Origin of the sequence: Actinoplanes sp. CA-030573, from assembly GCF_050951115.1 — a bacterium.
In the GTDB taxonomy this organism is placed as follows: Bacteria; Actinomycetota; Actinomycetes; order Mycobacteriales; family Micromonosporaceae; genus Actinoplanes.
This window is the reverse complement of sequence record NZ_CP192038.1, coordinates 5,642,420-5,669,399: the sequence shown is the minus strand read 5'-3', so window position 1 is coordinate 5,669,399 and position 26,980 is coordinate 5,642,420. Positions and strand designations below refer to the sequence as shown.

Genomic DNA, 26,980 nt, shown 5'->3' with positions numbered 1-26,980 from the left:
GCTTACGTTGACAAGTTCCTATTTGTGTGCAGCGGCGACGGCGACCGTGGCGTTCGCCAGGAAATCGACGAAACCCTCCGGCGTGCCGGCCTTCGCCCAGGCCCGGCGCTGCCGGTCGGCGCCGGTGCCGTCGAGCCGCATCCGGTCGAGGTGATCGAAGACCTCCTCGGCGTCGCCCCAGGCCACGAGGGCGGGGCTGACCTTGGCCATCAGCCGGGCCACCGCGCCCGCGCCGGCCGGTGACGAGCCGTCGGCCGGGCGGCCGCGACGGATCCGGACCTGGCCGTGCGCGGCCGTCATCAGGTGCGCGTCCACCACGCCGGTCGGGATCGGCAGCGTGGTCAGGTTGCGCCGGGAGTCCTCGATCAGCGTGGCGACCAGGGCCCGTACCACCGCCGCGAAGAACACCGTGTCGTCGGTGGTCAGGCAGGCGTCGGCCACCCGCACCTCGACCGTCGGGTACCGGGCCGACAGCCGGGCCAGGAAGTAGATGGCGGCGTCGTCGAGGGCGGCGCCGGCGCCGACCAGCTGACGCACCACCCGGTCGTACCGCGCGGCGCCCGCCCAGGCGCCCGGCGGCCGGAACGTCGGCCAGCGTTGCTGCAGGTGGAACCGGTAGCTGGCCCACCCGGTGTCCCGGTCGCCGGCGAACGGCGAGTTGACCGTCAACGCCAGCAGCGCGGGCAGCCAGGGCCGGATCCGGGCGAGCACCTCGACCGCGAGGTCGCGGTCGGGCACCCCGACGTGCACCTGGCAGGCGCACGAGCTGCCGGCCACGACCGCGCCGGGGAAGCGCCCGGCCAGATCGCGGAACCGGGTCTCGTCGGTGACCGCCCCGAGCGGGCCGGCGGCGAAGGGTGGCGCGCCCACCGACACCAGGTTCGCCCCCGCCCGCCGGGCGGCGTCGCCGGCCCGCTGCCGCAGCCCGGTCAGCTCCCGCCGAAGCTGGTCGAGCCGGGTGCAGACGGCCGTCGTGGTCTCCAGTTGATAGGCGAGGAACTCCGGTTTGACCTGGTCACCGGCCCGGGCGGCGCGGGCGACGTACGGTGCCGAGGGCACCACGGCGCCGTCCGGCCCCAGAAGCAGGAACTCCTCCTCGACCCCCATCGTGAGCATCGCGTCCCCCTCGCTCGCTGCTCCACGTCCGAGCAGCGTGCGACCGGTTCGGCGGGAGATGCCTCATCCGCCAGGGGTGAATCGATCTTTACCTCCGCAGCATCTTGCCGGTGACCCGGTCGACCGCGTCGTCGCCGGCCGCGGCACCCGAGCGGATCCGGCCGACCAGCTCGTCGACCATGGTGTCCCGCTGGCCGCGCACGAGCGCCTGGATGCGGTCCGGCTCCTTCTCCAGCATCGTCAGCACATCGTCCAGGACGCCGCTGATGAGCGGCCGCAGGATCCGGTCGATCTGGGCGTCGACCACCTTGTCGATGATCGGCGAGGTGGCGATCGCGGCGATCGCCGCGTCCAGGCCCGCCGCCGCCCGCCTGCGGGCCTTCACCCGTTCCCGCGCGCCGCGCTCGGCCATCTCGGCCATCCGCCGCTGCACCGTCGCCGAGGTGCCGGTGAACGGCCGGGTCGCCGAGAACCGCACGCTGCCGGCCAGCAGCTCGGCGGCGTCCTCGGCGGTGAAGACGGCGCCGACGACCACGTCGCGCAGGCGGCCGGCCTGCGCGACGAAGAACGTGGTCATGACGCCCGCTCGAGCTCGTCGAGCCGGGCCGCCTCCTCCGCGGTCACCAGGCCGATGCCGACCAGGTCGAGCGGGCTGATGAACGAGTCGGCGAGCCGGAAGCCGCCGGCTCGGGCGATCGCGTCGCGCAGCGGCACCGCCCAGTGGTGCTCGATCAGCAGCAGCGCGGCGGCGCTGTCGTCGGGGATCTCCTCGAGGACGTCCCAGGCGGTCTCGTCGTCGAAGACCTCGATGCCGTCGGCGGCCGCTTCGGCGCCGAGCCGCGCCCCCGCCTCCAGGCCGTCCTCGCCCTCGATGCCGAGGCCGACCAGGGCGCCGACCTTGCTGCCCAGCTCGATGGCCTCGTCGGTGGTCAGGTTGCTGAGGTGCTCGACCTCGATCTCGCCCTTGGCGTCCTTGTAGACGGCGAGAGCGTCGATCACCCGGATCGCGTCGGTCGCCCGGAGCCGCTCGAGCTCGGCGATGACCTCACCGTGGAAGTCCGGGTGCGAAAAGCCCAGCACGATGAGCTGGACGGGTCCGATGGACATGCGTGCGCTCCCTTCGGCGATGATGAGCAAAGCGTGTCGCCGGGCCGGGATCCGGCGCCTCATCCGGCCGGGGTGACGTCGCCGGCGGCGCCGCCGACGATCCTCGAACACATGCGACGAATGGCAGTCATCATCACGACGGGCGCCCTGGTCGCCCTGCCCCTCGCCGGATGCGCCGACAGCTCCTCGCCGGCGGTCTGCGACAGCCTCGACGCCGTGCAGAACTCGGCGCAGCACGTGCGGGACACCAACGTGGCCGAGAACGGGCTGTCCCAGCTCCGCACCAACCTGACCCAGCTCAAGACCGACGTCCAGCGGCTCGCGGCCGACGCGAAGACCCAGTGGGCGACGCAGGCCGACGCCATCACCGCGGCGCTCGACCAGGCCCGCGCCCGGATCCAGGTCGCCCGGGACGCGCCGACCGCCGCCAACCTCAGCTACGTGCGCACGTCGATCGCCTCGCTCGAGGACAGCGTCCGCGCCCTCGGCGACGCCATGCGCAGCACCTGCTGAGCGGCCACGATGCGCGGGCTGCTGCGGCGGCTGGGCTGGGACCGCAACCCGCTCCGCCGCCGGACCGACCGGGCCGAGGCATGGCTGAACGCCGTGCTGCTGATCGTGCTGCTGGTGGCGGGCGGCGTGCTGGCCCAGTACACCGGCCGCAGCACCTACCGGGAGCAGGCACGGGTCAGCGCCTGGGAGCGGGAGCACCGCTTCCAGGTGTGGGCCACCCTGCTGGAGAAGCCGGCCGGGCAGCCGCCGACCGCCCGAGCGCGGTGGCGGACACCGCGGGGCGGCCTGCGGACCGGTCCGGTGAGCGCACCGGAGACCAGCGCGGCCGGCGCGTGGGTGCCGATCTGGGTGGACGAGAACGGCGCCGTGGTCGCCGCCCCGCCCCGGCGGCGCCCGGCCACGCAGGCGGCCGAGGTCGCGGTCGCCACGGTCGCGGTCGTGACCGCCTCGCTCGGCGGGGTGTGGCTGTTCTGCCGCCGCCTGCTGGACCGGCGCCGGATGCGGTACTGGGACGCCGAGTGGCTCGACGTCGGGCCGCGCTGGTCGAAGTACCGATGAGAGAAGGGCCGGCGCGGGAAGCGCCGGCCCTCCTCTCCGCCGTCACGCGGCGACGTCGGCGTACTTCAGGTCGTCCAGGACCTGCTGGAAGTCCGCCGCCTCGTCGGGGCAGTACACCTTGATGATCAGGGCGACACCCTGCACCGCCTTGTTGTCGGCGATGATCGGCCGCTGCCCGGGACCGGCCGCGCCGTTCGTGAGCTGTCCGTAGAGGATGCTCTTGACCAGCGCGTTGGCCGGCGCGTGGCAGACCGCGCCGCCGTCGTCGCCGAGCACGTTGTAGATCTGCTGGGCCGGCGGCACCGGCAGCCCGGCCGACGCCAGCTCGGCCGAGAGCTGGTTGGCCTTGTCGACCGCCTGGTCGTTCTTCTTGTTGGTGTTGTAGATCGACGCGAACACGATCATGGCGCCTACGAAGATCACCGCGAGCACGATGTACGTGACCCGCCGTTCCTGCCGGCGGTCCATCATGACTGTGCCACCTCCGCCTCCGCTTGCTCCGCGTCCGCGGCGTCCACCGTCTTCCAGGACGGCTTGCGGGCCCGGTAGAAGAGGAACGGCACCAGCAGGCCGAGGCCGAGCGCGCCGCCCGCCACGATCAGCACGTAGACCAGCGGGTTACCGCCGCCGAACTGCGACGGCGGCACGAAGCCGATCAGCAGCGCCGCCAGCGAGGCCGCGAAGCCGACGCCGCACAGGCCGACCAGCATCGGGGCCCGGTAGCCGCGCGGGTGATCGGGCTGGCTGCGGCGCAGCCGGACCGCGGCCACGAACATCAGCAGGTAGACGATGAGGTACACCTGCGTCGTGATCACCGAGAAGATCCAGTACACGCTGGACACGTCCGGGATCAACGCGTACCCGAGAGCGATGACCGTGGTGACCAGGCCCTGGGTGACCAGGATGTTCTGCTGCACGCCGTGCTTGTTGAGCTTCTGCAGGAACGGCGGCAGGTAGCCCTCCTGCCGCGAGATCAGCAGCAGGCCCTTGGACGGGCCGGCCAGCCAGGTGAGCATGCCGCCGAGCGAGGCCGCCACCAGCATGATGCCGACGATCGGGGTCAGCCAGTTCCAGCCGAACTGCCCGAACATCGCGTCGAACGCCTGCATGACGCCGGCCGTGAGCGACAGCTGGTCGGCCGGGACCACCCAGCTGATCGCCAGCGCCGGGAGGATGAAGATCAGCAGGACCAGGCCCATGGCCAGGAACATCGACTTCGGGAACTCCTTGGCCGGGTTGCGCAGCGAGCCCACGTGCACCGCGTTCATCTCCATGCCCGAGTACGACAGGAAGTTGTTCACGATCAGCACCAGGCTGGACAGGCCCGCCCAGGCCGGCAGCCAGTGCCCGGCGCCCATCGGCGCGGCCGACGGGTTGCCCTGGCCGAGGAAGACCATGCCGAGCACGACGAGCACGACGCCCGGGATCAGCGTCCCGATGATCAGGCCGCCGCTGGCCAGGCCGGCGACCGAGCCGGTGCCGCGCGAGGACACCCAGACACCGGTCCAGTAGCAGACCATGATCACGATGGCGGTCCAGATCCCGCTCGAGGCGAGATCCGGGTTGATCACGTACGCGAGGGTGCTGGCCACGAAGCCCAGCAGGCTCGGGTAGTAGAAGATCGTCATCGCGAACTGGCACCAGACCGCGAGGAAGCCCATCGGCTTCGACAGGCCCTGGCTCACCCAGTTGTAGACGCCGCCGGTCCAGCCCGAGGCGAGCTCCGCCGAGACCAGCGAGGTCGGCAGCAGGAACACGATGGCCGGCACGATGTAGAGGAAGACACAGGCCAGGCCGTACACGGCCATGGTCGGCGCGGCGCGCAGGCTCGCCACCGAACTGGTGGTCATCAGAGCCAGCGCGATCCAGGAGATGTAGTGGATTGCTTTGGGTTTCGCGGCGGCGGGTGTCGCCGACGCCGCGGCTGGGGCCCGCCGTGCGGGCACGTCCATGGCGCTCACGCTGGGTCCTTTCGAATATGGACTCCCCGAGAATTCGCATCATCGGTGGCGGTCTGACCGATCAGCCTCATCCCTGGCGGGCTAAAGCACTCTGTTTCGAGCGTGTTAACACGGAGAGTGAGCATCGATCGATGATCCTCGACTGGTTACGATCGTCGCGCCGCGCCAGCGTCGTCCGGCATCGATCCCTGTTCAGCACGAACACCGGAGTGCCGCATGCCGTTCAAGGCCGAATACATCTGGGTCGATGGCACCCAGCCCACCGCCAAGCTGCGCTCGAAGACGAAGATCGTCGACGACGGCGCCGAGCTGCCGATCTGGGGCTTCGACGGCTCCAGCACCAACCAGGCGCCGGGCGACAAGTCCGACTGCGTGCTCAAGCCGGTCCTCAGCTGTCCCGACCCGATCCGCGGCGGCAAGAACGTCCTGGTCATGTGCGAGGTGCTGCTGATCGACGGCACGCCGCACCCGACCAACACCCGCGCCGCCTGCGTCGAGATCGCCGAGAAGTTCGCCGGCCAGGAGCCGATCTTCGGCATCGAGCAGGAGTACACGTTCTTCAAGGACGGCCGCCCGCTCGGCTTCCCGGTCGGCGGGGGCTTCCCGGCCGCTCAGGGCGGCTACTACTGCGGCGTCGGCTCGGACGAGGTCTTCGGCCGCGCCATCGTCGAGGCCCACATGGACCTGTGCCTCGAGGCCGGCCTGCACATCTCCGGCATCAACGCCGAGGTCATGCCCGGCCAGTGGGAGTTCCAGATCGGCCCGGTCGGCGCGCCGCGGGTCGCCGACGAGCTCTGGGTGGCCCGGTGGCTGCTCTACCGCGTCGCCGAGGACTACAACGTCTCGGCCACCCTCGACCCCAAGCCGGTCAAGGGCGACTGGAACGGCGCCGGCGCGCACACCAACTTCTCCACCAACGCGATGCGCGAGGACTACAAGGCGATCATCACGGCGTGCGAGGCGCTGGGCGGCGAGGGCAAGGTCGCCGAGCACATCGCCGGCTACGGCGCCGACATCGAGCACCGGCTGACCGGCATGCACGAGACCGCGCCGTGGAGCGAGTACAGCTACGGCGTCTCCAACCGCGGTGCCTCGGTGCGCATCCCGTGGCAGGTCGAGAAGGACGGCAAGGGCTACATCGAGGACCGCCGGCCGAACGCGAACTGCGACCCGTACGTGACCACCCGCCTGATCATCAACACCTGCTGCTCGGCGCTGGCCGACTGAAGAACGGCCGGCTGACGGACGGCTGAAGGACGTAGGCTGCCGGGCGATGATCTTCGAAGTCTCGCCCGGCGCCGCCTCCTCCCCGGTGATCCTGCACGTGCCGCACGCGTCCCGGGAGATCACCGAATCCGCCCGGTCCGGCCTGCTCATCGGCGACGCGGCACTGGCCGAGGAGCTCGACCACCTCACCGACGCGCACACCGATCGCATCGCGGCCGAGGCGTCGTCGGGGGCGGCGATCCGGCCCTGGATGTTCGTCAACCGGTGGTCACGCCTGGTGGCCGATCCCGAGCGTTTCCCCGATGACCGGGAGGAGATGCGGGCGGTGGGCATGGGCGCCGTCTACACCCACGGCTTCGCCGGGCGCCGGCTCCGAGACCCCGATCCGGTACGGGACGAAGCCCTGCTCCGCACGCACTTCGAGCCCTATGCGACGGCCCTCGCCGCGCTGGTCGCCGACCGGCTCGCGGCGACCGGGCGAGCCGTCGTCGTCGATGTCCACTCCTACCCGACGGTCGCGCTCCCGTACGAGCTGCATGGCAAGGACCCCCGCCCGCCGGTCTGCCTCGGCACCGACAGGTACCACACGCCCGCCTCGTTGATCGCCGCCGCGCTCGCGGCGTTCCCGGACTCCGCGCTGAACTCGCCGTTCTCCGGCTGCTACGTGCCGATGGCCTTCTACCGGCGGGAGGCGCGGGTGTCGTCGCTGATGATCGAGATCCGGCGTGACCAGTACATGGCCGAACCGGGCGGCCCGGTCCACGACGGTCTGCCCGCCCTGGTCGCCGCCCTGACCGGCCTGCTCAACTCTCTTTCCTGATCAGGGGGAGGAGGATCTCGTCGACGATCTCGCGGATCGACTCCTCGGACGCCGGCCGCATGGTCATCAGCAGATCGTGCCGCAGCAGGTCGCCGGGCAGCGCCCGGACCCGGGGCGTGAGCTTGGCCGGGTCGATCTCACCGCGCTCGATCGCGCGCTTGATCACCACGTCGAAGCCGAACGGCTGGGCCCGCGCCGCCAGGAACTCCTCGCGCAGCTCGGCCGGTGTCGTGCCGGTCTCCGCGAAGTACTCGCCCATCTGCACGCTGAACAGCGCCACCAGCTCGAGCCGCCGCTTCGCGATGTCGTGCAGCAGGGTGATCAGGTCGTCCCGGAACGTGCCGGTGTCCGGCACCTCGACGACCTCGTTGCGGCTGAAGTGCCGGATCGCGGCGATCGCCAGGTCGGACCGCTGCGGCCAGCGGCGGTAGATGACCGGGCGGCTCGTGCCCGCCCGCGCCGCCACACCCTCGACGGTGAAGCGGGCGTACCCGGCCTCGGTGAGCTCGCGCCACGCCGCCTCGAGCAACGCCGCCTCGAGCTCGGCCCCGCGCCGCCGCGTCTCACCCGCCATTAGATGCACTCCCGTATCTTATTGACGTTTGGTCCTCCCCAGGGTAGTTCTAGATACAGACCTGTATCTTAACCACGGGGGTAGGTCATGACGACCACTGCCACGTCCGCCCGGCAACGCCTCGATCCCGCACTCGTCCGTCTGACCTTGATCATGATGGTCGGCGTCCTCGCCGTCGTCTTCGACACCACGATCGTCAACGTCGCCCTCGACACGCTCGGCCGCTCGCTCGGCGTCGGCGTCGCGACCGTCCAGTGGGTGACGACCGCCTACCTGCTGGCGCTCGGCGTCGCGGTGCCGGTCACCGGCTGGCTGATGGACCGCTGGGGCGGCAAGCGGGTCTGGATGGCCGCGCTGGCCGTCTTCCTGATCGGCTCGATCGGCGCGTCGCTGGCCGTCGACGCGCCCACCCTGATCGCCGCCCGGGTGGTACAGGGCGTCGGCGGCGGCCTGATGCTGCCGGTGATGACCACGCTGCTGGTGCAGGCGGCCGGCGGCCGGATGCTGGGCCGGGCCGTCGCCCTGGTCTCGATGCCGATCGTGGTCGGCCCGGTGCTGGGCCCGTTCCTCGGCGGGCTGATCGTCGCCCACCTGTCATGGCGCTGGATCTTCTGGGTCAACGTCCCGTTCTGCGTCGCCGGCCTGCTGCTGGCCTGGCGGTTCATGCCCGCGCTGCCCGGCTCGCGCCGCAGCCGCCTCGACGTGGTCGGCCTGGCCCTGATCACGCCCGGCATCGCGGCCGTGGTCTTCGCCCTCTCCCGGGCGACGGACGGCTTCGGCCACGCCACGGTGCTCGTGCCGCTGGCCGCGGGCCTGGGCCTGCTGGCGGCGTTCACCGCGCGGGCGTGGCGGCGGGGCGGGGACGCCCTGGTCGACGTACGCCTGTTCCGGATCGGCTCGTTCTCGGCCGCGAGCGGGCTGCTGTTCCTCTCCGGCTTCAGCCTCTACGGCGGCATGCTGCTGGTGCCGCTCTATTTCCAGCAGGTACGGGGCGCGTCCGCCCTCGCCGCCGGGCTGCTGATCGCGGCCCAGGGCGTGGGGGTGCTGGTCAGCCGGGGCCTGGCCGGGTCGCTGACCGATCGCATCGGGGCGCGTTGGGTGACCTTCGCCGGGTTGGTGGTCGTGGCCGTCGCGACGGTCCCGTTCGCGCTGGCCGGCGACCACACGAGCCGGTGGTGGCTGGTGCCGGCGCTGGCCGTCCGGGGCGTGGGGCTGGGCGCGGTGACCGTGCCGGTGATGACCTCGGCGTACATCGGCCTGGACAAGCCGTCGGTCCCGCACGCCAGCATCATCACCCGGGTGGCCCAGCAGATCGGCGGCTCCTTCGGCACGGCCGTCCTGGCCGTGATCCTCGCCCGCGAGGTCGCGGCGCACCCGGCCGTGCACGCGTTCCAGGTCGCGTTCTGGTGGTCGATCGCCTTCACCGCCGCCGCGCTGTTCCTGACGGTCCGCCTCCCGGTCGCCGCTCCCGCGGGCGAGGGACCCGCCGCCTGACCCTTGCCGGCGCCCGTTGCCCTGATCCGGCGTCAGCCGGCGTACCTGGTCATCCAGAACCGTGCGCCGTCGCGGTCGCCGGCCTCGGCCAGCAGGAGCGCCAGCTCCAGCGCCGCATCCCGATGACCTCGCTGGGCCGCCTGGTCGAACCAGTGCCGGGCGCCCTCGAGGTCGCCGAGGTCGCGCCGGATGACGCCCATCAGATGGGCGGCCGGGAGGTTGCCGTGGTCGGCCGCCCGCTCCAGCCAGTACTGCGCGCTGTGGTCGTCGCCGCCGTCGTGCTCGGAGATCCCGCGCTGGTACTCGGCCTCGGAGTCCATCTCCTCGCGCTGCCGCCGCTCCCGATCGCGCTCGGACAGCAGCCGCCCGAGCTGCCGCGCCGCCCCCGGATCGCCCCCGCGGGCGCCGACCTCGAGCCAGTGGATCGCCGGTTCGATCTCGCCGCGGTCCCGCAGGAACAGGCCGAGGATGTACGCCGCGGCGACGTCGCCGCCAACCGCGCCGCGCTCCAGCCAATGCCGGGCGCCCTCCTGGTCGCCCCAGTCCTTGAGCCGCAGCCCCAAGGTGTACGCGGCGGCCGGGTTCGTCTCCGCGGCCTTCTCGAGCCAGTGCCGGGCTGCCGCCCGCTGGCCGCGCTCGGCGAGCAGCACGCCGAGGTCGAACGCGGCGCCGCCCTCGTCACCCCCGGCGGCGTTCGCCAGCCAGCGGATCGCGCCCTCGTCGTCGTTGCCGTCCCGCAGCAGCAGACCGAGCTGATAGGCGGCGGCCGCGTTGCCGCCCGCGGCCGACTTCTCCAGCTCACCGCGGGCGGCGACCGGGTCGCCCTCGTCCTTGAGGCGCAGGCCGCGGCCGTACTCGATGTCCTTCGTCCCGGTGCCGGCGTTCTCCTCCCGGCCGCCGGCACCGGCCTTCTCGACCTGGTCGGAGATCTGCAGGCCGTCGCTGGCGCCGGCGGTGACCGTGACGCGCTGGCCGGCGCTGGTCGTCCCGGCCTCGGTCCAGCGGATGACCAGGCGGCCGTCCGGCGCGAGATCGGCCGGTTCGGCGAGAGCCCGGCCGGCGGCGTCCTTCGCCGTCACGTCGGCCAGGTCGCGGCCGCCGCAGTTGTGCACGTGCAGCTCCCAGGCGACCCGGGCGGGCGCGCCGTCCGCCGCGACGTCCTTCTCGACGCGTTCCTCGAGGCGCAGGGCGAGGTCGGCCTGGCCGCCCCGGCGCCCGGCCGCGTCCGCGCCGCGGCCGCCGAACAGCCGGCGGCTGGCGGGCCGCAGGAAGAGCACGGGCGTGCCGAACTCGGCCTCGCAGCCGGCGGCCCAGATCGCCTTGCGTGCCTGGGCCAGGGCGGCGTCGATCGGGAGGCGGTCAGCGATCGCGCCGTAGACCCGCTCGGCGAAGATCACGGCCGCCTCGTCGCTGATCTCGAACTGCATGCCGACGACCGCCGGGATGCCGCACTCCATCAGGCTCGACGCGACGCCGGTGAACGGGTCGGTGTCGCTGGTGCGGGCGCCCTCGCAGCTGTTGAGGACCACCAGCTGCAGGCTGTGCTGGTCGTCCAGCAGCATGCGCAGCTCCTCGCCGCTCACGCCCTGCGGCCGGTCCGCGACGGCGAGGACACCCGACTCGAGACGGGGGTTGTACTCGCCGTGGCCGACGTAGTGGAAGACGTGGAACTGGGTCGGCTCCGCCAGCCTGCGCTCGAGCTCCCGGAACGTCCCGTGGGACAGCCAGCTGATGTCGACCAGCCCGGCCGCGACCGCCTTGCCCAGCGCGCGGTCGAGCCGGTTCCGCTCCTTGTTGACCTTGAGCCGCGGCGTGCCGGGCGGATTGCTCGCCATGGCCAGGATGCGCAGCGGCGGTTCCAGGTCCCGCGCGGGGCGGATCGCCTTGGACTCGAGCGAGCGAACCACGGGCGTGTACGTCGAGGCGGCGAGGAAGCCGTGCGGCCGCTCGTACAGGAACTCCCAGGGGATACGCATCAGCTCGGGCACATCGGTGAGTTGCAGGGTGATCCGCAGTCCCCGGTGTTCCCCGACCAGGGAGCTCTTGCGCGCGCCGTCGTAGAGGGTGCGGACCGAGCCGGTGAACAGCGCGTCGAAGATCCGCTCCCCGAAGCTCTTGGCCTCCTCCATGTGGCCGGAGAACCGCCGGCGCACCGGAAGGCCCATCCGCAGCAGGAAATGGGCGAGCTCGTCGTCGTTGACGGGCAGCACGAATCTCTCCGACGTCCGGCTGCCGTCCTGGGCCGAGGCGAGGACGTGGTAGCCGCCGTCGCCGTCCCGCTGGATACGCAACTTCAGCTCGTCGTAGTCGAGATCCTCGTCAGCCATACCGGTCAACCTTGCCACCGGGAGAACGGCCTGCCGGGCCGCTGTCCCTGATCCGATATCACCTCCTCGTCCCCGCCTGATATCGATGACGACGGAGGTGGCGCGATGCCCGATGACCACCGTTTCCTGTTGCGTGCCACCCCGGCCGGGCTGCGGATGGTTCCGCTCCGCGGCCTCGGCACGTCGACGTTCGCCTGGTCCGATCTGCTCGCGGCGGAGCTGAGCGCGGCGGACGTCTACGTCATCTACTTCCCGTCCCGCTTCGACCTGCCGGTCGACGGCGCGATGTCGGACACGCTCGAGGTGTTCGGCTCGCACAGCTCCGCGCGCACGAGCGTGAACAGCTGGGATCCGACGGACGAGCACTTCAGCGAGGCGCTGGCCCTCTTCGGCGTACGCCGTCCGCCCGCCCTGGTGCTGATGACCGGCCTGAAGGGCGGCATCGAGTCGCTGTACTGCGTCAGCTTCACCGACGCGTCGGTGCTCTCCGAGCGTGCCCTGACGGCCGAGGCGCTGAACATCGCCCACGAGGTCCTGATGCGCTGCGACCGTAGCGAGATCGCCGGCTACCTGCGCGGCCGCAAGCGGGAGGCGCTGCTGCGGACCGTCGGCCGGGGAGCGGGCGTGGTCCGCGACGAGTTGTTGCGCCTGCATCCCAAGTTCGGCCTGCCCGGCGGTTTCACCGTCGAGCTCGGCTGACCCGCGGGCTATCGGTCGCCGCGGATGCGGGCGTGCAGGTGCATGTCGTGGCGGCCGTCGGCGTGGACGGCCTCGCTGCGCTTGGTGCCCTCCAGCCGGAAGCCGGCCTTGAGCGCGACCCGGCAGGAAGCCTCGTTGCGGGTCGAGTGGCTCAGGTGGAGCCGGTGGAAGCCCGCCTCGCCGAGCGCCCAGTCGCCGACGGCGGCCAGCGCCCGCGGCGCCACCCCCTGACCGCGGGCGTCCGGCAGCACCCAGTACCCGCAGCCGGCCACGCCGTCGTCGAGGTCGACGCTCCCGATCGCGATCCGGCCGAGCACCCGGCCGCCGCCGGTGACCGCCCAGCTGGCGCCCTGCTCGCCGGCCCAGTCGCGGCGGTACCGCTCGAACCATTCCCGTACCTGCTCCTCGGACGCGGGCTGCCGGGTGTGCCACCGCCGGATCGCCGGGTCGCGGTAGGCGGCGAGGAACACCGGCGCGTCGGAGTCGGCCCAGGGCCGCAGCGCCAGGCCGCCGGGCGCGGTCAGCACCGGCTGCGGTCGGGCGGCGAGCGTTCCGGGGGCGATGGCGGGCGGCGTGACCAGAGCGCGCATGGAGGTCATTCTGCCCCCGGCGGCGCGCCGCAGGGCGGCGGCCGTGCCCAACGGCGGCGCGCCGCAGGGCGCCGGCCGTGCCGCCGGTCAGCGGGGCCGGGCCGTCCAGAGCACCGGACCGACGCGCAGGATGCCGTCGTCGAGCGGGGCGCAGCGGACGCCGCCCTTGCCGCGCAAAGCCTTCCGGGCGCCGGGGGCGATCATCACGTCCATCCACACGCAGGGATGGGCCTTGCTGGTGACCTGGAGGCGGACCGGTCCGTCGCCCGAGTCGAGGGTGAGGATCTCGCCGACCAGATCGTCGACCGGGATGCCGCTCACCAGGATGTTGCGGCGCACGGCGGCCAGGCCGACGCCCGGCGGTGGCAGGGACTCGCGCGCGATCACGGTCACGCTCGCGTCGCGGTGGGCCGGCTTCCCGAAATACCGGTCCCCGACGATGCCGAGGCCGGCCCGCAGACGTACGGCCGGGACCAGCTCGCCCGGAGGAGCCGGCGCCGGGCCGTCACCCGAGCGTCCCTCGAACCGATGAACGGGTGACGCCAGCAATTCGATGATCTCGGGCACGCCGGAAGTCTATTTCCCGACGCCCAACGGCTGGACCAGGCCGAACGGTCGGTCACAGGTTAACGACATCGCTCCCGCAGGTGAAGGATGTCATACCGCACAGTTGCGGGGATCTGCGAAGATCGCAGGCCGGTCGGCGGCACGGATCTTCATCGGATCGCCTTGCCGGGGATCGCACAGCCGGGACCGGGGGGAGACGCGCGATGAGCCTGCTGCAGGAGGAGACCTCCGGCGAAGCGGTGGCCGCCGTCCGGAAACGGCCGGCACTGCGCCGGGCGCTCTACGAGATCCTGCTGGTGGCGCTGCTCTTCACGGCGTACAAGATCGGCCGGTTGGCCGCCGACGGGCATGTCGGTGAGGCCCTCGCGAACGCCCAGAACGTGTGGAACCTCGAGCGGTTGCTGCACCTGCCCAGCGAGTACGGCCTGCAGCAGGCGATCGTCGGCCACGGATGGCTGATCAAGGCCGCCAACTGCTATTACGCGTACGTCCATTTCCCGGCGACCGCCGCCGCTCTGATCTGGTTGTACGTGCGGCGCCCGGAGCGTTACGTCGCCACCCGCCGCCTGCTCGCCTGGCTCACCGCGTCCGCGCTGGTGGTGCACCTGCTGTTCCCGCTCGCGCCGCCGCGCATGCTGGCCTCCGTCGGCATGCTCGACACCGGCCGGCTGTTCGGCCCGGCGGTCTACGGCTCGCCGAGCACCGACACCCTCACCAACCAGTACGCGGCGATGCCGTCCCTGCACGTCGGCTGGGCGCTCGCCGTCGCGATCGCGCTGATCGGCGCCACCCGCGGCCGGTGGCGCTGGCTGTGGTCGGCCCATCCGCTGATCACGCTGATGGTGGTGGTGGCCACCGGCAACCACTACTGGCTCGACGCGATCGTGGTGGCGGCGCTGCTCGGCCTGGTCGCCTGGGTGCTCTCGGGCGGCGCGGTCACCGCGCTCGGCGCGTCGCAGCCCTCGATCCCGAAGCCGCGCGTCGGCGAGAGCTGATCAACCGCACACGCCGGTGCCTTCCAAGACCCCTTTCCGGTACGCGGTGATGCGGTCGAACGCCGACGGACCGGTTCCCTTCTGGGCGCGCCCGAAGGCGAGCAGCGCGGCCACCGCCTCGTCCAGGTCGCCGGGGGAGAGCCGGATCCGCTGGTTGCTCTGGTCGTCCCGGGTGAGCAGGTCGTTGGTCCACGCGCCGGCCAGGCAGTCGACGGCCAGCTGACCGGCCCGGTCGGCGGCCGGCTCGCCCCGCTGCACCTGGGCCGCCCGCGCGAACAGGTCGCCGAGCAGCATGCCGACCGCGAAGTCGCCGATCCGGTCGTAGAGCGCCGGGCCGAGGCCGGAGTTGTCGAAGGCGACGTACCCGCCGGCCGGGCAGTAGAACGCGGCGCCGCCCGCGGTCGCGTCCGGGGCGTCGCAGTCCGGCGGCGAGCCGGCCTCGAACGCCTCCACCTTCACCGGCTGCCACGGCCGGTCGTCGGCCAGCTGCGGGAACGTCCGGGTCCAGTAGTCCTCGGCGTCCTGGGCGAGCAGGTTGACCGCGTCGGCGTACGGCAGCTCCCCGCCCGTCTCCGCCTCCTGCTCGGTGCTGAACGGCACCTCGGTGACCTGCAGGTTGTCGGCGTCGTAGCCGGCGCACTTCCGCGGGCCCTGCTGGATGCCCTCCTGGAACGCCCGGATCCGGTCGAACGCGTTGCCGTGCGCGCCCTCGGCGACGGCCGGCGTGCCCGGCTGGTCGCGCAGCATGAGCAGTCCCGCCACCGTGTTGTCGAGCTGGGCGGGGGTGATGTCCTTGAACGCGGCCGAGTGCCCGGCCTGCACGTCGGCGAGCCACGCGCCGGCGAAGCAGTCGGCCTGCTGCTCGAGCACGACGGTCGGCTGATCGGTGTTGCCGAGACGGGCCTGGACCGCGTGCCCGTACTCGTGGGCCATCACGACCCCGACCAGCAGCGGACCGAACTGCTCCTGCAGCTGCGGGATCAGGACCTGGGCATCCCAGGCGATGTAGTCACCGTCCGGGCAGTAGAAGGCGTTCGGCTGATATCCGGCGGACTGGCCACCACAGTCGGGCGGCAGGTTCCTTTTCGTGTACGGGTGGAAGCCGCCCCGTACCGGCTGAAAGACCTTGCCGTTGGTCAGTTTGGGGAACTCGCCCTTCCAGTACCGCTCGACGTCGGTCAGCGACCGGGTCACCACGTCCGACGAGTTGGCCGTCGCCTTCGTGGCCGGCGCCGCCCGGTCGTCGTCGGGCGCGGGTGCCAGCCCGCACGCCGCCGCGATCACGAAGGCCACCGCCGCCGCCCCGATCCGCACCGCCCGCATCGGGCCTCCTTCCGGGTTCCACCTTGTGGCGGAGTGGTTCCCCACCTCACCGGTATCCAACCGGGGCAACTCGGCGGGTTACCGTTCCGCCATGCGCGTACGTCTGCGGGCCCGGCAGGGCGGCCGGCGGGTCGACCTGGCCCTCGGCCTGCTGCTCGCCGTGGGCGCGCTGACCGGAGTCGCGGCCAACACGATCGGGGTGAACTGGCCGCTCGACCTGATCCAGATCCACGCCGCCGCGGCGCTGGCGATCCTGCTGCTCGCGCCCTGGAAGTACGTGGTGATCCGCCGCGGCCTCGGCCGGCGGCGCCGGGGCGCCGGCACGAAGGCGCTCTCCCTGGCGTTGCTGTTCTTCGTGCTGGTCACGGTCGGCAGCGGCCTGCTCCACTCGACCGGCCGGGTCGAGTTCGCCGGCCCGCTCACCCTGATGCAGATCCACGTCGGAGCCGCGGTCGGCGCCCTGCTCGCGCTGGCCGCCCACTTCCTGGGGCACGGGGTCCGCCCGCGCCGGGCCGACGCCGACCGGCGCGCGCTGCTGCGGCTGGCCGTCCTCGGCGCGGGCGCCGGCGTCGCGACCGCGGCCTGGGACACGGGCGTGGCCACGGACCGCCGCTTCTCCGGCTCGGTGCCGAAGAAGGACCTGGAGGTGACAGCCTGGTTCGACGACGCGGTCCAGCGCCTCGACCCGGCGACGTGGCGGGTCCAGGTCGGCGCGGCGGCACTCGACCTGGCTTTCGTGACCGGCCTGCCGCACGAGAGCTTCACCGCGGTGCTCGACTGCACCAGCGGCTGGTACAGCGAGCAGCGCTGGGAGGGCGTCCGGCTGAGCGCGGTGCTGGCCGCCGCCCGGGTGCCGATGGCCGGCCGGCGCAGCGTCGAGGTGCGCTCGGCCACCGGTTACGCCCGCTGGTTCGGCGCCGGCACCCTCGACGACGTATGGCTGGTCACGGGGGTCGGCGGGAGGCCGCTGGGTTATGGGCACGGCTTCCCGGCCCGGATCGTGGCGCCGGGCCGGCGGGGCTTCTGGTGGGTCAAGTGGGTGACGTCGATCGAGCCGTCGTCGCGGCCGGCTTGGGCGCAGTCGGTGTTTCCGCTGAGCTGACGGCGAGTGTGGACAGCCGCGAGAAGTCGTCGTAGGTGGGCCGTAATCTCACCCCACCCAGTGAGGCGGATTCTGGGGCGATGTGGCTCCGCTCGTCGACGTTCCGATAGCGGCCACGCGCCGGTGACGGCGAGACCACGCGGGTTCGGCCCGTGCGCCACCGTTTCCCGGTCCGCGGGTTGATCCCCCACGATGCGCGCCGCCTGCGAAAAGTTCATCGCGTGATTCACCAGGTGACCGGGTGGGGTGAGAGTAACCAGGCGCGGCGGTGGGCGGAGTGCGGTGGGGCCCCCGGCGCGAGGCGCGGTGAGGCAGGCACGGCGGTTGGACCGAGCGGCCCCAGACGTGCCGGGGCGGACCTCGAAGCCGAAATCTCGGTGGATCAGGGGCGACGCCACTGGAGCATGGCGGCCGTGGCGTCGTCGCGGAGGTCGCCGTCCTCGTACGAGATGATCGCCTGCACCAGCCGCCGCATGGTTTCCGGGGCCGGGATGCCCCGGCCCAGCGCCTCGATCAAGAAGTCGCCCAGCCGGTCCACGCCGAAGAGCGTGCCCGACGCGTCCCGGGCCTCGGTGATGCCGTCGGTGTAGAGGACGAGCGCGTCGCCCGGCTCGAGCTGGGTCTCGACGACCCGGGGCGGCCGGTCGACCATGTGGCCGAGGCCCAGCGGCAGCGTGTTCGGGGCCGGCAGCTGGGGGAGGACCCGGCCGCCGCGCAGGAAGAGCTCGGCCGGGTGGCCGGCGCTGATCCGCCGGTACGCGCCGGTGGGGACGTCCAGCTCGGCCAGCAGGGCGGTGACGAAGGCGCCGGGGTACTGGGCGTGGATCCACTTGTCGATCGAGCGGCAGGTGTCGGCCAGCGAGAGGCCGGAGCGGCGGGCGTTGCGGTACGTGTTGAGCGTCAGCGTGGTCAGCGCGCTGGCGCTGATGCCGTGGCCGACCGTGTCGAAGAGCGCCACGTGCAGGATGTCGGCGTTGGCCGCGTAGTCGAACGCGTCCCCGCCGACCTCGTAGCAGGGCTCGAGCACGGCGGTGACGATCGTCCCGTCGACGGCGAAGGTCAGCGGCGGCAGCTGGTTCCAGATGACCTCGGCCGCCACCTGCATGGGCAGCCGCCGCCGGGTGTGCTCGACCGCGTCGCCGTAGAAGCGGCGGCTCGCGATCAGCTCGGCGACCAGGGCGGCGATCACCTCGAGGTCACGCCGGTCGGACGCCGACGGCCGGGTCTTGGTGCGCAGCTCGAGCACGCCCAGCCGCTCGGCGCCGTGCAGCAGCGGCAGCCAGAGGAGCCCGTCGTCGTGCCACTGCTGCCGGGCGGTCGTGAAGGCGCGGCCGGCCGGCGAGTCCTCGAGGCCGTGCGAGGTCGCCGTGTCGAGGACGGTGCCGCGCAGCGGGTGCAGCGCGATCTGCCCGTAGTCGACGAGCAGGACGGTGGCGGCCTCGGCGTCCAGCAGCGGTGCGGCCGTCGTGAGCACGGCCGGCAGGTCCTCGGCCCGTCCACGGTGCCGCAGGTCCATGAGCCGCCGTACGGCCTCCATCGGGTCGAGCATCGCACCCATCTTCCGTCAGGCGGCCGCGAAGGTCGAGACGGCCCTACCCCTTGATCGCGCCGGCCGTCATGCCGGCCACGATCTGGCGGTTGAAGAACAGGTACATGACCAGCGGCGGGATCGTGATGAGCAGGATGTTCATGAACAGCAGGTTGTACTGGGTGTTGTACTGGCTGGAGAAGTTGAACAGGGTCAGCTGGACGGTGGCGTTCTGGTCGCCGGGCAGGAAGTAGAGCGGGTTGGTGAAGTCGTTGAAGACGAACACCGACTGCACCACGACCGACGTGACGATGACCGGCTTGAGCAGCGGCAGGATCACCCGGAAGAACAGCCGCACCGGCCCGGCGCCGTCGATCACCGCGGCCTCGTCCAGCTCGCGCGGGATCGTGCCGATGAAGGCGCGGAACAGCAGGATCACGAACGACATGCCGAAGGCGACCTCGACCAGGATCAGCCCGGGCATCGTCCGGAACAGCCCGAGCTTCTGCAGCACCCAGATCGTCGGCACGACCGCCGGCGGGATGATCAGCCCGGCCAGCACCAGGGCATTGACCAGGCCGTTCCACCGGCTGCGGCGCCGTTGCAGGACGAAGGCGACCATCGCCCCGAAGACCACCATCAGGGTCACGCTGGCGACCGTGAGGATGGTGCTGTTGATGAACGCGATGATCAGCATGTAGTCGCGGGCCCGGACCACGTCGAGGAAGTTCTGCACCAGCTGGAATTGGTGCGGCCAGGAGAAGTCGAGCAGCGAGGCCTGGCGCTGGTCCTTGATCGCGGTCAGCAGGATGAACGCGAACGGCACCACGAACACGACGATCGACAGGACGATGGCGACCGCGCTGAGTAAGGACCTACGGGCGTTCACAGCTCGACCTCCTTGCGGTTGAGGAAGCGGGACAGCGGCAGCACGATCGCCGTCACCACCAGGAACAGCACGACGTTCCCGGCCGTGGACAACCCGTAGAAGCCGGCCTGGTACTGCTTGTAGATCACCGATGCGATCACGTCCGAGGTGAAGCCGGGGCCGCCCCGGGTCATGGCCCAGATCAGGTCGAACGAGCGCAGCCCGCCGATCAGCGACAGCGTGATCACGGTGACGGTCGCCGGCCGGGCCAGCGGCAGCACGATGTGCCGGAAGTTCTCCCAGGCCCCGGCGCCGTCGACGCGGGCGGCCTCGAAGTACTCCTGGGGGATCGAGACGATGCCGGCGATGTAGATCAGCGTCGCCAGGCCCACGCCCTTCCAGACATCGACCAGGGCGACCGACAGCAGCGCGTACGAGGGATCGGTCAGCCACCCCGGACCCTGGATGCCGATCACGGCCAGCGACTGGTTGATCAGGCCGCGCTCCGGGTTCATCAGGACCGTGAAGGTCAAGCCGACCCCGATGGTGGAGACCAGCACCGGGAAGAACACGACCGAGCGCAGGTAGCCGCGGGCCAGGATCTGGGAGGTCAGCAGCATCGCGAGGCCGAGGCCGAGCACGACCTTGAGCCCGGAGGTGACCACCGCGTACACCAGGGTGTGCCACAGGCTGTTGACCAGCCCCGGCTCCTGGAAGAACGTCACGTAGTTGTCGAAGCCGATGAACTTGGAGTCGAAGATGCTCCACCGGGTCAGGCTGAAGTAAAAGGCGATCAGCGTCGGCACGATGAAGAGCACGCCGTAGATCACGGCGGCGGGAACATAGAACCAGGTGGGGTACGGGCTCTTGGCCCGCACCCGGCCCGCCGGGCTCGCGCCGCTGCGCGTCCTCGCGGGCCGGGTCACGGTGGAGGTCGCCACGGCTACCAGCCCGACAGCCCGAGCTGCTGCGCCTGCTTCTTCACGTCCTCGTCGTACAGCTTCGCGCCCGCGTCCGCCTTGCGGATGCCGGAGCCGACCTCGACGCAGATCTGCTCGAGGGCCGGGCCCTTGACCGGGGAGAGGAACTCCAGCGCGAGGTTGGAGTTGCCGCTGTCGATGTACGTCTGCATGTCCTTGACCGCCTGCGGGACCGAGTCGGGCAGGGTGCAGCCCTTCACCGCGTACGGACCGGTCGGCTGGGTGGCCGTGGTCTGCGAGGCGCAGCCGTCCGCGGTGGCGATGAAGGCGGTGAACTTCCTGGCCGCGTCGAGCTTGGCGCCGGTCGTGGTCTTCGGGATGTAGACGCCGCCCGGGGCCCAGACCGTCAGGTTGTTCTTGGCCGCGTCGGTGCCGGGGATCGCGAACAGGCCGATCTTGTTCTCGCTGCCCGGGTTGTCGGCGATCAGCTGGCTCAGCATGGCCGACAGGATCGGGTACTGCGCACCCTTGCCCTGGGCCAGGTAGCGCAGACCGTCGGTCAGCTTCGCCGACGCGAAGTCCTTGTTCGCGTAGCCGAGGTCGTGCACCTCCTGCAGGTGCTGGAAGCCGGCCAGCGCGGCCGGGGTGGTGGCGTACTTGGCCTGGTTGGCCGTGTACTTCTCGGCGAACTGCGGATCGGCGGTCAGCACGTTGGCGAAGTCACCGAGCACGAACAGCTGCGAGGTCCACGTCTCGCCGTACGTCTGGACCACCGGATCGACGCCGGAGTCCTTGATCTTCTTGCCGTTGGCGATGAAGTCGTCCCAGGTCTTCGGGGCCTGCAGGCCGAGCTTGGCGTAGACGTCCTTGTTGTAGAGGATCGCGCCGGCCATGAAGCCGCCCATCGGCACGCCGTAGACCTTGCCGTTGGCCGTGACCGTGGTGGCGAAGTTCTTGTCGAGGCTGCCGATGTTCTGGCTGTCGTCGTAGGGGACGAGGTTCTTCTCCGGGGCGAGGGCCTGGAAGAGCGAGCCCGAGTTGTACGCGAAGACGTCGCTCATGTCGCCGGTGGACAGCCGGGTCTTGACCAGGTTGTCGCCGTCGGTGCCCTGCGGCCGCGTCTCGACCTTGATGGTGATGTCCGGGTTCTTCGCCGTGAAGTCCTTCACCAGCTGGTTGGCGACCTTCACCGTCTCCTGCTGGTTGTCGACCAGGTAGGAGATGCTGACCTTGCCGCCGCTCCCGCTGTCGTCGCTGGAGCCGAGGCTGCCGGCGCTGCACGCGGCCAGTGCCATCGAACCGGTGGCGAGCAGGGCGATCGCTATGGGGCGTTTTCTCATCTCAGTTACCTCCGGGGGAGTAGAGGGCGCGCATCCGATCGGCGCCCGGGATGAAGCCGTCGGCGGTGGCGGCGTCGGCGACGGTGGCCGCCGGCGCGTCGAAGAAGGGCTGGAGGCGATCGGCGAGCGCGGCCTCGCCGGCCGCGACGCCCGACTCGAGGGCGGCCGAGACCAGGCGATCCCAGCTGGGTTCGTGGTCCATCAACTGCCGGATCGTGCGCTCACCGGGCGTTTCCGGGCCCGGCGCGTACGGGTCGGGCACCGTCCAGGTGTGACGCCCGTGGCGTACCTGGTGGTCGTGGTCCTGGCCGGGCACCCGGACCGCGGCCGACGCGCCGACCGGAACCACCACGGTCAGCCGCAGCTCGCCTCCGGACCGCTCCCAGGACACCGAGGCCTCGCCGTAGGGGGTCAGATGCCGGGCCGACGCGGCGGTCAGCCGAGCGTCCGGCAGCGGGCGCACCTCGATCAGCTGGTAGCCGGGCGCGCCCGGGGCCAGCCCCGCCACCCGCCGGTGCAGCCAGTCGGCGACCGCACCGAGCGCGTAGTGGTTGAACGACGTCATCTCGCCCGGGTTGATCGAGCCGTCCGGGAGCATGCTGTCCCACCGCTCCCAGACCGTGGTGGCGCCCATGGTCACCGGGTAGAGCCAGGACGGGCATCCGGTCTGGAGCAGCAGCCGGTACGCGAGGTCCGGGTGCCCGGCGTCGGCGAGCGCGTCGGTCATCAGCGGCGTGCCGACGAACCCGGTGCTGATCCGGAACCCGGCCGCGCGCACCAGGTCGGCCAGCCGCTCCCCGGCGTGGCGGCGCTGCCCCGGGTCCGGCAGCAGGGCCCACTGCAGGGCGAGCGCGTACGTGGTGGCGGCGTCGCCGAGGACCCGGCCGCCCGGCGTCACGTACTCGCGGGCGAACGCGTCGCGGACCCGGGCCGCCAGCTCGCCGTACTCGCGTGCGGTGTCGGCGTCCCCGGCCACCTCGGCGGCCAGCGAGACGATCTCGGCACTGCGGGCAAGGTGTGCGGTGGCGATGACGTCGGGATCGGCCCTGGCCCGGAACGGGTCCTCGGGCGGGGCGGCCGGGTCCAGCCAGTCGCCGAACTGGAAGCCGCCCGACCAGAGCAGGCCCGGCCCGGCCAGCGCCGCCATCTTGCCGACCCACCCGCGCATGCTGGGCAGCTGCCGCTCGAGCAGCTCCCGGTCGCCGGTGCGCCGGTAGAGCACCCACGGCACGATGGTGGCGGCGTCACCCCAGGCGGCGGTGGCCGGGCCGGGGCGGCGGATCACGTCCGGGACCACGTACGGGACCGAGCCGTCCTTCTGCTGTTCGGCGGCCAGATCGGCGAGCCAGTTGCCGAGGAAGCCGGCCGTGTCGAACAGGAAGCTCGCGGTGGGGGAGAAGACCTGGATGTCCCCGGTCCAGCCGAGCCGCTCGTCGCGTTGCGGGCAGTCGGTCGGCACGTCGACGAAGTTGCCGCGCATGCCCCACACCACGTTCTCGTGGAACCGGTTGAGCAGATCGTGCGACGACTGGAACCAGCCGGTCCGGCGCAGGTCGCTCCCGACCACGACGGCCTGGACGTCGCCGGCCGTGATGGTCGCCCCGGTGACCTCGGCGTAGCGGAACCCGTGGAAGGTCAGCTCGGGCTCCAGGACGATCTCGTCCGGGCCGGCCAGCACGAAGGTGTCCGTCGCCTTGGCGGTCCGCAGCGGCCGGACGCCGAGCTCCCCGTCCTCGAGCACCTCGGCGTGCCGGATGGTGACCGTGTCGCCGGCCTTCGCTCCGCTTACCTTGACGCGCACCCAGCCGACGAGGTTCTGGCCGAAGTCGACGATCGTCTTGCCGCTGGGCGACGTGATGATGCTCTGTGCCGGGAGGACGTCGGTGATCCGCACCGGCGGCCCGTCGGGTGCGACGAGGAGCCCGAGATCGGCGTCGATGACATCGACCGACGTCTCCGCTGTGGACGACCGCCCAAAAGTGTCGGTCCCGGATGCCAGTCTCTCCCCCACCCAGGACGAGGGTGGGGGAGGGCCGGGGGCGACCCTCGTGCCGGAAATTTCGCGATAATCGGTGGTCTGGCCGTCATAGAGGTCATCGGCGACGATGTGGCTCTCGCGGGCGGTCCACGTGCCGTCCGTGCTGAGCACGTGCACCGCGCCGTCGGCGGTCGTCACCTCGAGCTGGGCCAGGGCCGCCAGCCGGTCGCCGTAGACGGCGCTCTGGCCCTGGAAGCCCAGCCGCCCGCGGAACCAGCCGTTGCCGAGCAGGATCTCCAGGCGGTTGGCGCCCTTCCCGACCAGCGCGGTGACGTCGTGCGTGCGGTAGCGCAGCCGGTGCTGGTAGGCGGTCCACCCGGGCGCCAGCTGCTCGTCGCCGACCCGGACGCCGTTGATCCGGGCCACGTAGAGGCCGTGGGCGCTGGCGTAGAGGCGGGCCTTCACCACGTCGCCGGGCAGGTCGATCGCGCCGGACACGATCGGGGCCGGCTCGCCGATGCCGCCGATCTCGCGGGGGCTGACGAACCGCGCGGTCCAGTCGCCGGCGCCGAGCAGGCCGGCCTCGACGATCGCGGGGGACGACCACTCGCTCCAGGTGGTGGCGTCTCCGACCCGTACGCGTACGGTCGCCTGCTCTTTTGAAGTCAGCGGCGCCGCCGGCCAGGCCACCAGGATCTGCTCGCCGGAAGCTACGGAATGGATCTCGGGCTCGCCGCCGCCGCGGGTCGTCTCGATCTCGTAGCGCGCCTGGGCCCAGTCGTCCGGCGCCGCCGGGATCTGCCAGGACAGGCGCGGCGTGGCGGTGCCGATGCCCAGCACCGGACGGTCGGCCGGGTGATGGTCGAAGCGGAGGTCGGTCGGTGCTGCTGAGGCGGGCATGGGCGCTCCTGGCGGGGTGAAACGATTCAACAACCGGTGCCAAAGCCTGATCACGGTGTTTCGGCTTGATGGCGAAGAGGTTTCGCTTGCCCCCGATCCTGCGGCGTGGCGCAGGTCACGGCATAGCCCGAAGTGAACCGGAGGTAGCACGAAATTCACCTCGGGCGGTACGGTGCGGCATGGGCGACGAGTTCCCGGTCGAGCAGACGCGGACGTTGCTGCACTTCATCGACGGGTCGCTGGCGTTCGCCGGGCACTACCTGCACGAAGACGTCCACCCGATCCACACCCACAGCTTCGTGGAGATCGCCGTGGTGATGGGCGGTCAGGGCGCGCAGCTCAGCCTGGCCGGCCGGCAGCAGCTCGCGGTCGGTGACGTGCTGGTGCTGCGGCCGGGCGTCTGGCACGGCTACGAGGACTGCGTTCATCTCGATCTCTACAACTGCTGCTTCTCGCCCGAGCTGCTGCGGCGCGAGCTCGCCTGGACACGCGAGGATCCCCCGCTCGGGCATCTGCTCTGGACCGGCCCGTACGCGGAACAGCGGCGCGGCATTCTGACGGCGCACCTGGCGGGGGATGCCTTCGCCGAGTGCGTCGAGCATCTGGAGCGGCTGCACGATCTCCGCGGGGCGCCGCTCTCGTCGTACCGGGGAGATCTGGTCGGGCGGTTGACCTTGTTCCTCAGCTGCCTGGCCCGGGCGATCGCGCCGGTGTCGGCGGACGGCCCGAGCGAGACGCATCCCGCGGTGCTGGACGCGATGCGGTTGATGGAGGAGAAACCGGCGTACCACTGGACGCTGACCGAGCTGGCCGCCTCCCTGCACGTGGCGCCCGGCTATCTGGTGCGGCTGTTCAAGTCGGCCACCGGGCTGCCGCCGATGGCGTATCTCTCCCGGCAGCGGGTCGAGCTCGCGGCGGCCCAGCTGCTGCACACCGACCAGCCGATCAACCGGATCGGCGAGTCGGTCGGCTGGCCCGACCAGAACTACTTCGCCCGCCGGTTCAAGTCGCACTTCGGCCTGAGCGCGTCGACCTACCGGGCCCAATTCACCAAGTCGCTGAGACACGTTTGAACGCGCATTGATCGGGGTAGATGGCCGCCAATTCGTTGGAGGCGGCCATGGTCACTTCAGATCTGTCCTCGGTCCAGCGGCGCCGCGCCGTCGTCGCGAGCACGGTCGGCACCACCATCGAGTGGTACGACTTCTTCCTCTACAACACCGCCGCGTCATTGATCTTTCCGGCGCTGTTCTTCCCGAAACAGGCGGCCTTCACCGGCATTCTGCTGTCCTTCGGCACGCAGTTCGTCGGCTTCGCGGCCCGCCCGGTCGGCGCCGCGATCTTCGGCCATTACGGCGACCGCATCGGCCGCAAGGCCACCCTCATCGCGACCTTGCTGCTGATGGGCCTGGCCACCGCGCTGATCGGCGTGCTGCCGACCTATTCCTCGATCGGGTACGCGGCGCCGGTCCTGCTCGTGCTGCTGCGCATCTGCCAGGGCATCGGGGTCGGCGGCGAGTGGGGCGGCTCGGTGCTGCTCTCGATGGAGTGGGGCAGCCGGCGCCGGCGCGGCCTGATGGCGAGCTGGCCGCAGCTCGGCGTGCCACTGGGCCTGGTGACATCGACCGGCGTCGTGCGCCTGATGACCGACTGGACCGGCTCGTCGTTCGATTCCTGGGGCTGGCGGATCCCGTTCCTGCTCAGTCTCGTCCTGATCGCGGTCGGCCTCTACGTTCGTCTCCGCGTACTGGAGAGCCCCGAGTTCACGGCCGTCCGCCAGGCGTCCGCGGTCGCCCGCCGGCCGCTCGTCGACGTGGTGCGCCACGAATGGCGGACCATCATCACCTCGGCGTTCGTGCGACTGGGCGAGCAGGCGCCCTTCTACCTGTTCACCTCGTTCGTCCTCACCTACGGCACGAAACAGCTCGGACTCGATCGGGACGGGTTGCTCGACTACATTCTGATCGCCGCTTTGGTGGGCTTGGTCAGCGTGCCGCTCTTCGGCCACCTATCCGACATTTACGGACGTCGGCGCGTTTACGGCACCGGGATCGTGTTGACGGGTTTGTTCGCCTTTCCGTATTTCGGCTTGCTGAACACGAAAGAATCCGCCCTGATCCTGATCGCCATCGTGGTATCGCTGATCTTCCACGACATGCAGTACGGCCCGCAGGCGGCCCTGATAGCCGAGCGTTTCGGCACGAACTTGCGCTATTCCGGCGCCGGTCTGGGTTATCAGCTGGCCTCGGTGATCGCCGGCGGACCGGCCCCGCTGATCGCCACGAAGATCCTCCAGGAGACCGGATCGAGCACCGGCATCAGCTGGTACATCATCGCCTGCTGCGTGCTGGGCCTGGCCGCGTTGCTGCTGATGCCCCGGCGGGCCGCCGCTGCGGAGCCGGCACCCACGGCAGCGGCGGCAAAGGAGGCGCCGCCATCGCCGTAGGTCGCACCGCAGAGCGCCGTGGGTGAC

25 protein-coding genes are annotated in these 26,980 nt (G+C 71.4%); 10 read left to right on the top strand and 15 right to left on the bottom strand.

Features of this window, described 5'->3' with window-relative positions; genetic code table 11:
* Positions 1–18: 18 nt before the first annotated feature.
* The 3 genes from ACQP2F_RS26240 to ACQP2F_RS26230 form a co-directional block, all read right to left on the bottom strand.
* Complete coding sequence (locus tag ACQP2F_RS26240; RefSeq protein WP_433291760.1) at positions 19–1,116, bottom strand: carboxylate-amine ligase; 1,098 nt, start codon at positions 1,114–1,116, stop codon at positions 19–21.
* An 88-nt stretch (positions 1,117–1,204) separates the two neighbouring features.
* Positions 1,205–1,693, bottom strand: a complete 489-nt coding sequence (locus ACQP2F_RS26235; protein ID WP_433291758.1) for a hypothetical protein — start codon at positions 1,691–1,693, stop codon at positions 1,205–1,207.
* A complete protein-coding gene (locus ACQP2F_RS26230) occupies positions 1,690–2,223 on the bottom strand; it encodes a hypothetical protein (RefSeq protein WP_433291756.1) in 534 nt (177 codons plus the stop codon). The genes ACQP2F_RS26235 and ACQP2F_RS26230 overlap by 4 nt, the downstream gene beginning before the upstream one ends.
* 111 nt (positions 2,224–2,334) lie before the next feature.
* Between ACQP2F_RS26230 and ACQP2F_RS26225 the strand changes: the two genes are divergently transcribed.
* Both ACQP2F_RS26225 and ACQP2F_RS26220 read left to right on the top strand, forming a co-directional pair.
* Positions 2,335–2,736, top strand: coding sequence for a hypothetical protein (locus ACQP2F_RS26225; protein ID WP_433291754.1), 402 nt, complete (start codon positions 2,335–2,337; stop codon positions 2,734–2,736).
* Between the two features lie 9 nt (positions 2,737–2,745).
* On the top strand, positions 2,746–3,294 hold the full coding sequence (locus ACQP2F_RS26220) for an Rv1733c family protein (protein WP_433291752.1): 549 nt from the start codon (positions 2,746–2,748) through the stop codon (positions 3,292–3,294).
* Positions 3,295–3,336: 42 nt separating this feature from the next.
* On the opposite strand, the gene ACQP2F_RS26215 is transcribed toward ACQP2F_RS26220, so the two are convergent.
* Entirely contained in the window at positions 3,337–3,765 is a 429-nt protein-coding gene (locus ACQP2F_RS26215; RefSeq protein ID WP_433291750.1) for a hypothetical protein, read from the bottom strand.
* A complete protein-coding gene (locus ACQP2F_RS26210; RefSeq protein ID WP_433307617.1) occupies positions 3,762–5,246 on the bottom strand; it encodes an APC family permease in 1,485 nt (494 codons plus the stop codon). The genes ACQP2F_RS26215 and ACQP2F_RS26210 overlap by 4 nt, the downstream gene beginning before the upstream one ends.
* 225 nt (positions 5,247–5,471) lie before the next feature.
* Here ACQP2F_RS26210 and glnII point away from each other — a divergent pair, with 225 nt between their 5' ends.
* The gene (gene glnII / locus ACQP2F_RS26205; RefSeq protein ID WP_433291748.1) at positions 5,472–6,482 is read left to right on the top strand and encodes a glutamine synthetase; all 1,011 of its coding nucleotides are present in this window, start codon (positions 5,472–5,474) and stop codon (positions 6,480–6,482) included.
* 46 nt (positions 6,483–6,528) lie between these two features.
* A complete protein-coding gene (locus ACQP2F_RS26200; RefSeq protein ID WP_433291746.1) occupies positions 6,529–7,302 on the top strand; it encodes an N-formylglutamate amidohydrolase in 774 nt (257 codons plus the stop codon).
* Here the strand turns inward: ACQP2F_RS26200 and ACQP2F_RS26195 are convergent.
* Positions 7,286–7,876 (bottom strand): TetR/AcrR family transcriptional regulator, encoded by a 591-nt coding sequence (locus ACQP2F_RS26195; protein ID WP_433291744.1) that lies wholly within the window; start codon positions 7,874–7,876, stop codon positions 7,286–7,288. The genes ACQP2F_RS26200 and ACQP2F_RS26195 overlap by 17 nt on opposite strands.
* Before the next feature lie 87 nt (positions 7,877–7,963).
* On the opposite strand from ACQP2F_RS26195, the gene ACQP2F_RS26190 reads away from it, so the two are divergent.
* Positions 7,964–9,370 carry an MDR family MFS transporter gene (locus ACQP2F_RS26190; RefSeq protein WP_433291743.1) on the top strand — a complete coding sequence of 469 codons (1,407 nt, stop codon included), beginning with the start codon at positions 7,964–7,966 and terminating at the stop codon, positions 9,368–9,370.
* Between the two features lie 32 nt (positions 9,371–9,402).
* Here ACQP2F_RS26190 and ACQP2F_RS26185 read toward each other — a convergent pair whose 3' ends face one another.
* The gene (locus ACQP2F_RS26185; protein ID WP_433291742.1) at positions 9,403–11,697 is read right to left on the bottom strand and encodes a CHAT domain-containing protein; all 2,295 of its coding nucleotides are present in this window, start codon (positions 11,695–11,697) and stop codon (positions 9,403–9,405) included.
* A 105-nt stretch (positions 11,698–11,802) separates the two neighbouring features.
* Here ACQP2F_RS26185 and ACQP2F_RS26180 point away from each other — a divergent pair, with 105 nt between their 5' ends.
* On the top strand, positions 11,803–12,396 hold the full coding sequence (locus ACQP2F_RS26180) for a hypothetical protein (protein ID WP_433291740.1): 594 nt from the start codon (positions 11,803–11,805) through the stop codon (positions 12,394–12,396).
* 8 nt (positions 12,397–12,404) lie between these two features.
* Here ACQP2F_RS26180 and ACQP2F_RS26175 read toward each other — a convergent pair whose 3' ends face one another.
* Both ACQP2F_RS26175 and ACQP2F_RS26170 read right to left on the bottom strand, forming a co-directional pair.
* The gene (locus ACQP2F_RS26175; RefSeq protein ID WP_433291738.1) at positions 12,405–12,986 is read right to left on the bottom strand and encodes a GNAT family N-acetyltransferase; all 582 of its coding nucleotides are present in this window, start codon (positions 12,984–12,986) and stop codon (positions 12,405–12,407) included.
* Positions 12,987–13,073: 87 nt separating this feature from the next.
* Positions 13,074–13,553 (bottom strand): molybdenum cofactor biosysynthesis protein, encoded by a 480-nt coding sequence (locus tag ACQP2F_RS26170; RefSeq protein WP_433291735.1) that lies wholly within the window; start codon positions 13,551–13,553, stop codon positions 13,074–13,076.
* 203 nt (positions 13,554–13,756) lie between these two features.
* Between ACQP2F_RS26170 and ACQP2F_RS26165 the strand changes: the two genes are divergently transcribed.
* A complete protein-coding gene (locus tag ACQP2F_RS26165; protein WP_433291733.1) occupies positions 13,757–14,548 on the top strand; it encodes a phosphatase PAP2 family protein in 792 nt (263 codons plus the stop codon).
* Here the strand turns inward: ACQP2F_RS26165 and ACQP2F_RS26160 are convergent, their stop codons facing one another.
* On the bottom strand, positions 14,549–15,871 hold the full coding sequence (locus ACQP2F_RS26160) for a neutral zinc metallopeptidase (RefSeq protein ID WP_433291731.1): 1,323 nt from the start codon (positions 15,869–15,871) through the stop codon (positions 14,549–14,551).
* A 91-nt stretch (positions 15,872–15,962) separates the two neighbouring features.
* Here ACQP2F_RS26160 and ACQP2F_RS26155 point away from each other — a divergent pair, with 91 nt between their 5' ends.
* A complete protein-coding gene (locus ACQP2F_RS26155; RefSeq protein ID WP_433291729.1) occupies positions 15,963–16,973 on the top strand; it encodes a molybdopterin-dependent oxidoreductase in 1,011 nt (336 codons plus the stop codon).
* Positions 16,974–17,355: 382 nt separating this feature from the next.
* Here the strand turns inward: ACQP2F_RS26155 and ACQP2F_RS26150 are convergent, their stop codons facing one another.
* Genes ACQP2F_RS26150 through ACQP2F_RS26130 form a run of 5 tightly spaced genes read right to left on the bottom strand, consistent with a single transcriptional unit; the run spans position 17,356 to position 24,507 of the window.
* Positions 17,356–18,522, bottom strand: coding sequence for a PP2C family protein-serine/threonine phosphatase (locus tag ACQP2F_RS26150; RefSeq protein WP_433291727.1), 1,167 nt, complete (start codon positions 18,520–18,522; stop codon positions 17,356–17,358).
* Positions 18,523–18,565: 43 nt separating this feature from the next.
* A complete protein-coding gene (locus ACQP2F_RS26145; RefSeq protein ID WP_433291725.1) occupies positions 18,566–19,390 on the bottom strand; it encodes a carbohydrate ABC transporter permease in 825 nt (274 codons plus the stop codon).
* On the bottom strand, positions 19,387–20,310 hold the full coding sequence (locus tag ACQP2F_RS26140) for a carbohydrate ABC transporter permease (RefSeq protein ID WP_433291723.1): 924 nt from the start codon (positions 20,308–20,310) through the stop codon (positions 19,387–19,389). Before ACQP2F_RS26140 ends, ACQP2F_RS26145 begins: the two co-directional genes overlap by 4 nt.
* Before the next feature lie 2 nt (positions 20,311–20,312).
* The gene (locus ACQP2F_RS26135) at positions 20,313–21,629 is read right to left on the bottom strand and encodes an ABC transporter substrate-binding protein (protein ID WP_433291721.1); all 1,317 of its coding nucleotides are present in this window, start codon (positions 21,627–21,629) and stop codon (positions 20,313–20,315) included.
* Position 21,630: 1 nt separating this feature from the next.
* Entirely contained in the window at positions 21,631–24,507 is a 2,877-nt protein-coding gene (locus ACQP2F_RS26130; protein ID WP_433291719.1) for a family 78 glycoside hydrolase catalytic domain, read from the bottom strand.
* 179 nt (positions 24,508–24,686) lie between these two features.
* Here ACQP2F_RS26130 and ACQP2F_RS26125 point away from each other — a divergent pair, with 179 nt between their 5' ends.
* Together ACQP2F_RS26125 and ACQP2F_RS26120 are read left to right on the top strand one after the other, a co-directional pair.
* On the top strand, positions 24,687–25,580 hold the full coding sequence (locus tag ACQP2F_RS26125; protein ID WP_433291717.1) for an AraC family transcriptional regulator: 894 nt from the start codon (positions 24,687–24,689) through the stop codon (positions 25,578–25,580).
* A gap of 47 nt (positions 25,581–25,627) precedes the next feature.
* A complete protein-coding gene (locus tag ACQP2F_RS26120) occupies positions 25,628–26,953 on the top strand; it encodes an MFS transporter (protein ID WP_433291715.1) in 1,326 nt (441 codons plus the stop codon).
* Positions 26,954–26,980 lie beyond the last annotated feature (27 nt).

Excerpts from the sequence above, each read along its gene's own strand:
- ACQP2F_RS26240 (WP_433291760.1), bottom strand. The coding sequence starts at position 1,116 with ATGCTCACGATGGGGGTCGAGGAGGAGTTCCTGCTTCTGGGGCCGGAC.
- ACQP2F_RS26235 (WP_433291758.1), bottom strand. The coding sequence starts at position 1,693 with ATGACCACGTTCTTCGTCGCGCAGGCCGGCCGCCTGCGCGACGTGGTC.
- ACQP2F_RS26230 (WP_433291756.1), bottom strand. The coding sequence starts at position 2,223 with ATGTCCATCGGACCCGTCCAGCTCATCGTGCTGGGCTTTTCGCACCCG.
- ACQP2F_RS26225 (WP_433291754.1), top strand. The coding sequence starts at position 2,335 with ATGCGACGAATGGCAGTCATCATCACGACGGGCGCCCTGGTCGCCCTG.
- ACQP2F_RS26220 (WP_433291752.1), top strand. The coding sequence starts at position 2,746 with ATGCGCGGGCTGCTGCGGCGGCTGGGCTGGGACCGCAACCCGCTCCGC.
- ACQP2F_RS26215 (WP_433291750.1), bottom strand. The coding sequence starts at position 3,765 with ATGATGGACCGCCGGCAGGAACGGCGGGTCACGTACATCGTGCTCGCG.
- ACQP2F_RS26210 (WP_433307617.1), bottom strand. The coding sequence starts at position 5,246 with ATGGACGTGCCCGCACGGCGGGCCCCAGCCGCGGCGTCGGCGACACCC.
- glnII (WP_433291748.1), top strand. The coding sequence starts at position 5,472 with ATGCCGTTCAAGGCCGAATACATCTGGGTCGATGGCACCCAGCCCACC.
- ACQP2F_RS26200 (WP_433291746.1), top strand. The coding sequence starts at position 6,529 with ATGATCTTCGAAGTCTCGCCCGGCGCCGCCTCCTCCCCGGTGATCCTG.
- ACQP2F_RS26195 (WP_433291744.1), bottom strand. The coding sequence starts at position 7,876 with ATGGCGGGTGAGACGCGGCGGCGCGGGGCCGAGCTCGAGGCGGCGTTG.
- ACQP2F_RS26190 (WP_433291743.1), top strand. The coding sequence starts at position 7,964 with ATGACGACCACTGCCACGTCCGCCCGGCAACGCCTCGATCCCGCACTC.
- ACQP2F_RS26185 (WP_433291742.1), bottom strand. The coding sequence starts at position 11,697 with ATGGCTGACGAGGATCTCGACTACGACGAGCTGAAGTTGCGTATCCAG.
- ACQP2F_RS26180 (WP_433291740.1), top strand. The coding sequence starts at position 11,803 with ATGCCCGATGACCACCGTTTCCTGTTGCGTGCCACCCCGGCCGGGCTG.
- ACQP2F_RS26175 (WP_433291738.1), bottom strand. The coding sequence starts at position 12,986 with ATGCGCGCTCTGGTCACGCCGCCCGCCATCGCCCCCGGAACGCTCGCC.
- ACQP2F_RS26165 (WP_433291733.1), top strand. The coding sequence starts at position 13,757 with ATGAGCCTGCTGCAGGAGGAGACCTCCGGCGAAGCGGTGGCCGCCGTC.
- ACQP2F_RS26160 (WP_433291731.1), bottom strand. The coding sequence starts at position 15,871 with ATGCGGGCGGTGCGGATCGGGGCGGCGGCGGTGGCCTTCGTGATCGCG.
- ACQP2F_RS26155 (WP_433291729.1), top strand. The coding sequence starts at position 15,963 with ATGCGCGTACGTCTGCGGGCCCGGCAGGGCGGCCGGCGGGTCGACCTG.
- ACQP2F_RS26150 (WP_433291727.1), bottom strand. The coding sequence starts at position 18,522 with ATGCTCGACCCGATGGAGGCCGTACGGCGGCTCATGGACCTGCGGCAC.
- ACQP2F_RS26135 (WP_433291721.1), bottom strand. The coding sequence starts at position 21,629 with ATGAGAAAACGCCCCATAGCGATCGCCCTGCTCGCCACCGGTTCGATG.
- ACQP2F_RS26130 (WP_433291719.1), bottom strand. The coding sequence starts at position 24,507 with ATGCCCGCCTCAGCAGCACCGACCGACCTCCGCTTCGACCATCACCCG.
- ACQP2F_RS26125 (WP_433291717.1), top strand. The coding sequence starts at position 24,687 with ATGGGCGACGAGTTCCCGGTCGAGCAGACGCGGACGTTGCTGCACTTC.
- ACQP2F_RS26120 (WP_433291715.1), top strand. The coding sequence starts at position 25,628 with ATGGTCACTTCAGATCTGTCCTCGGTCCAGCGGCGCCGCGCCGTCGTC.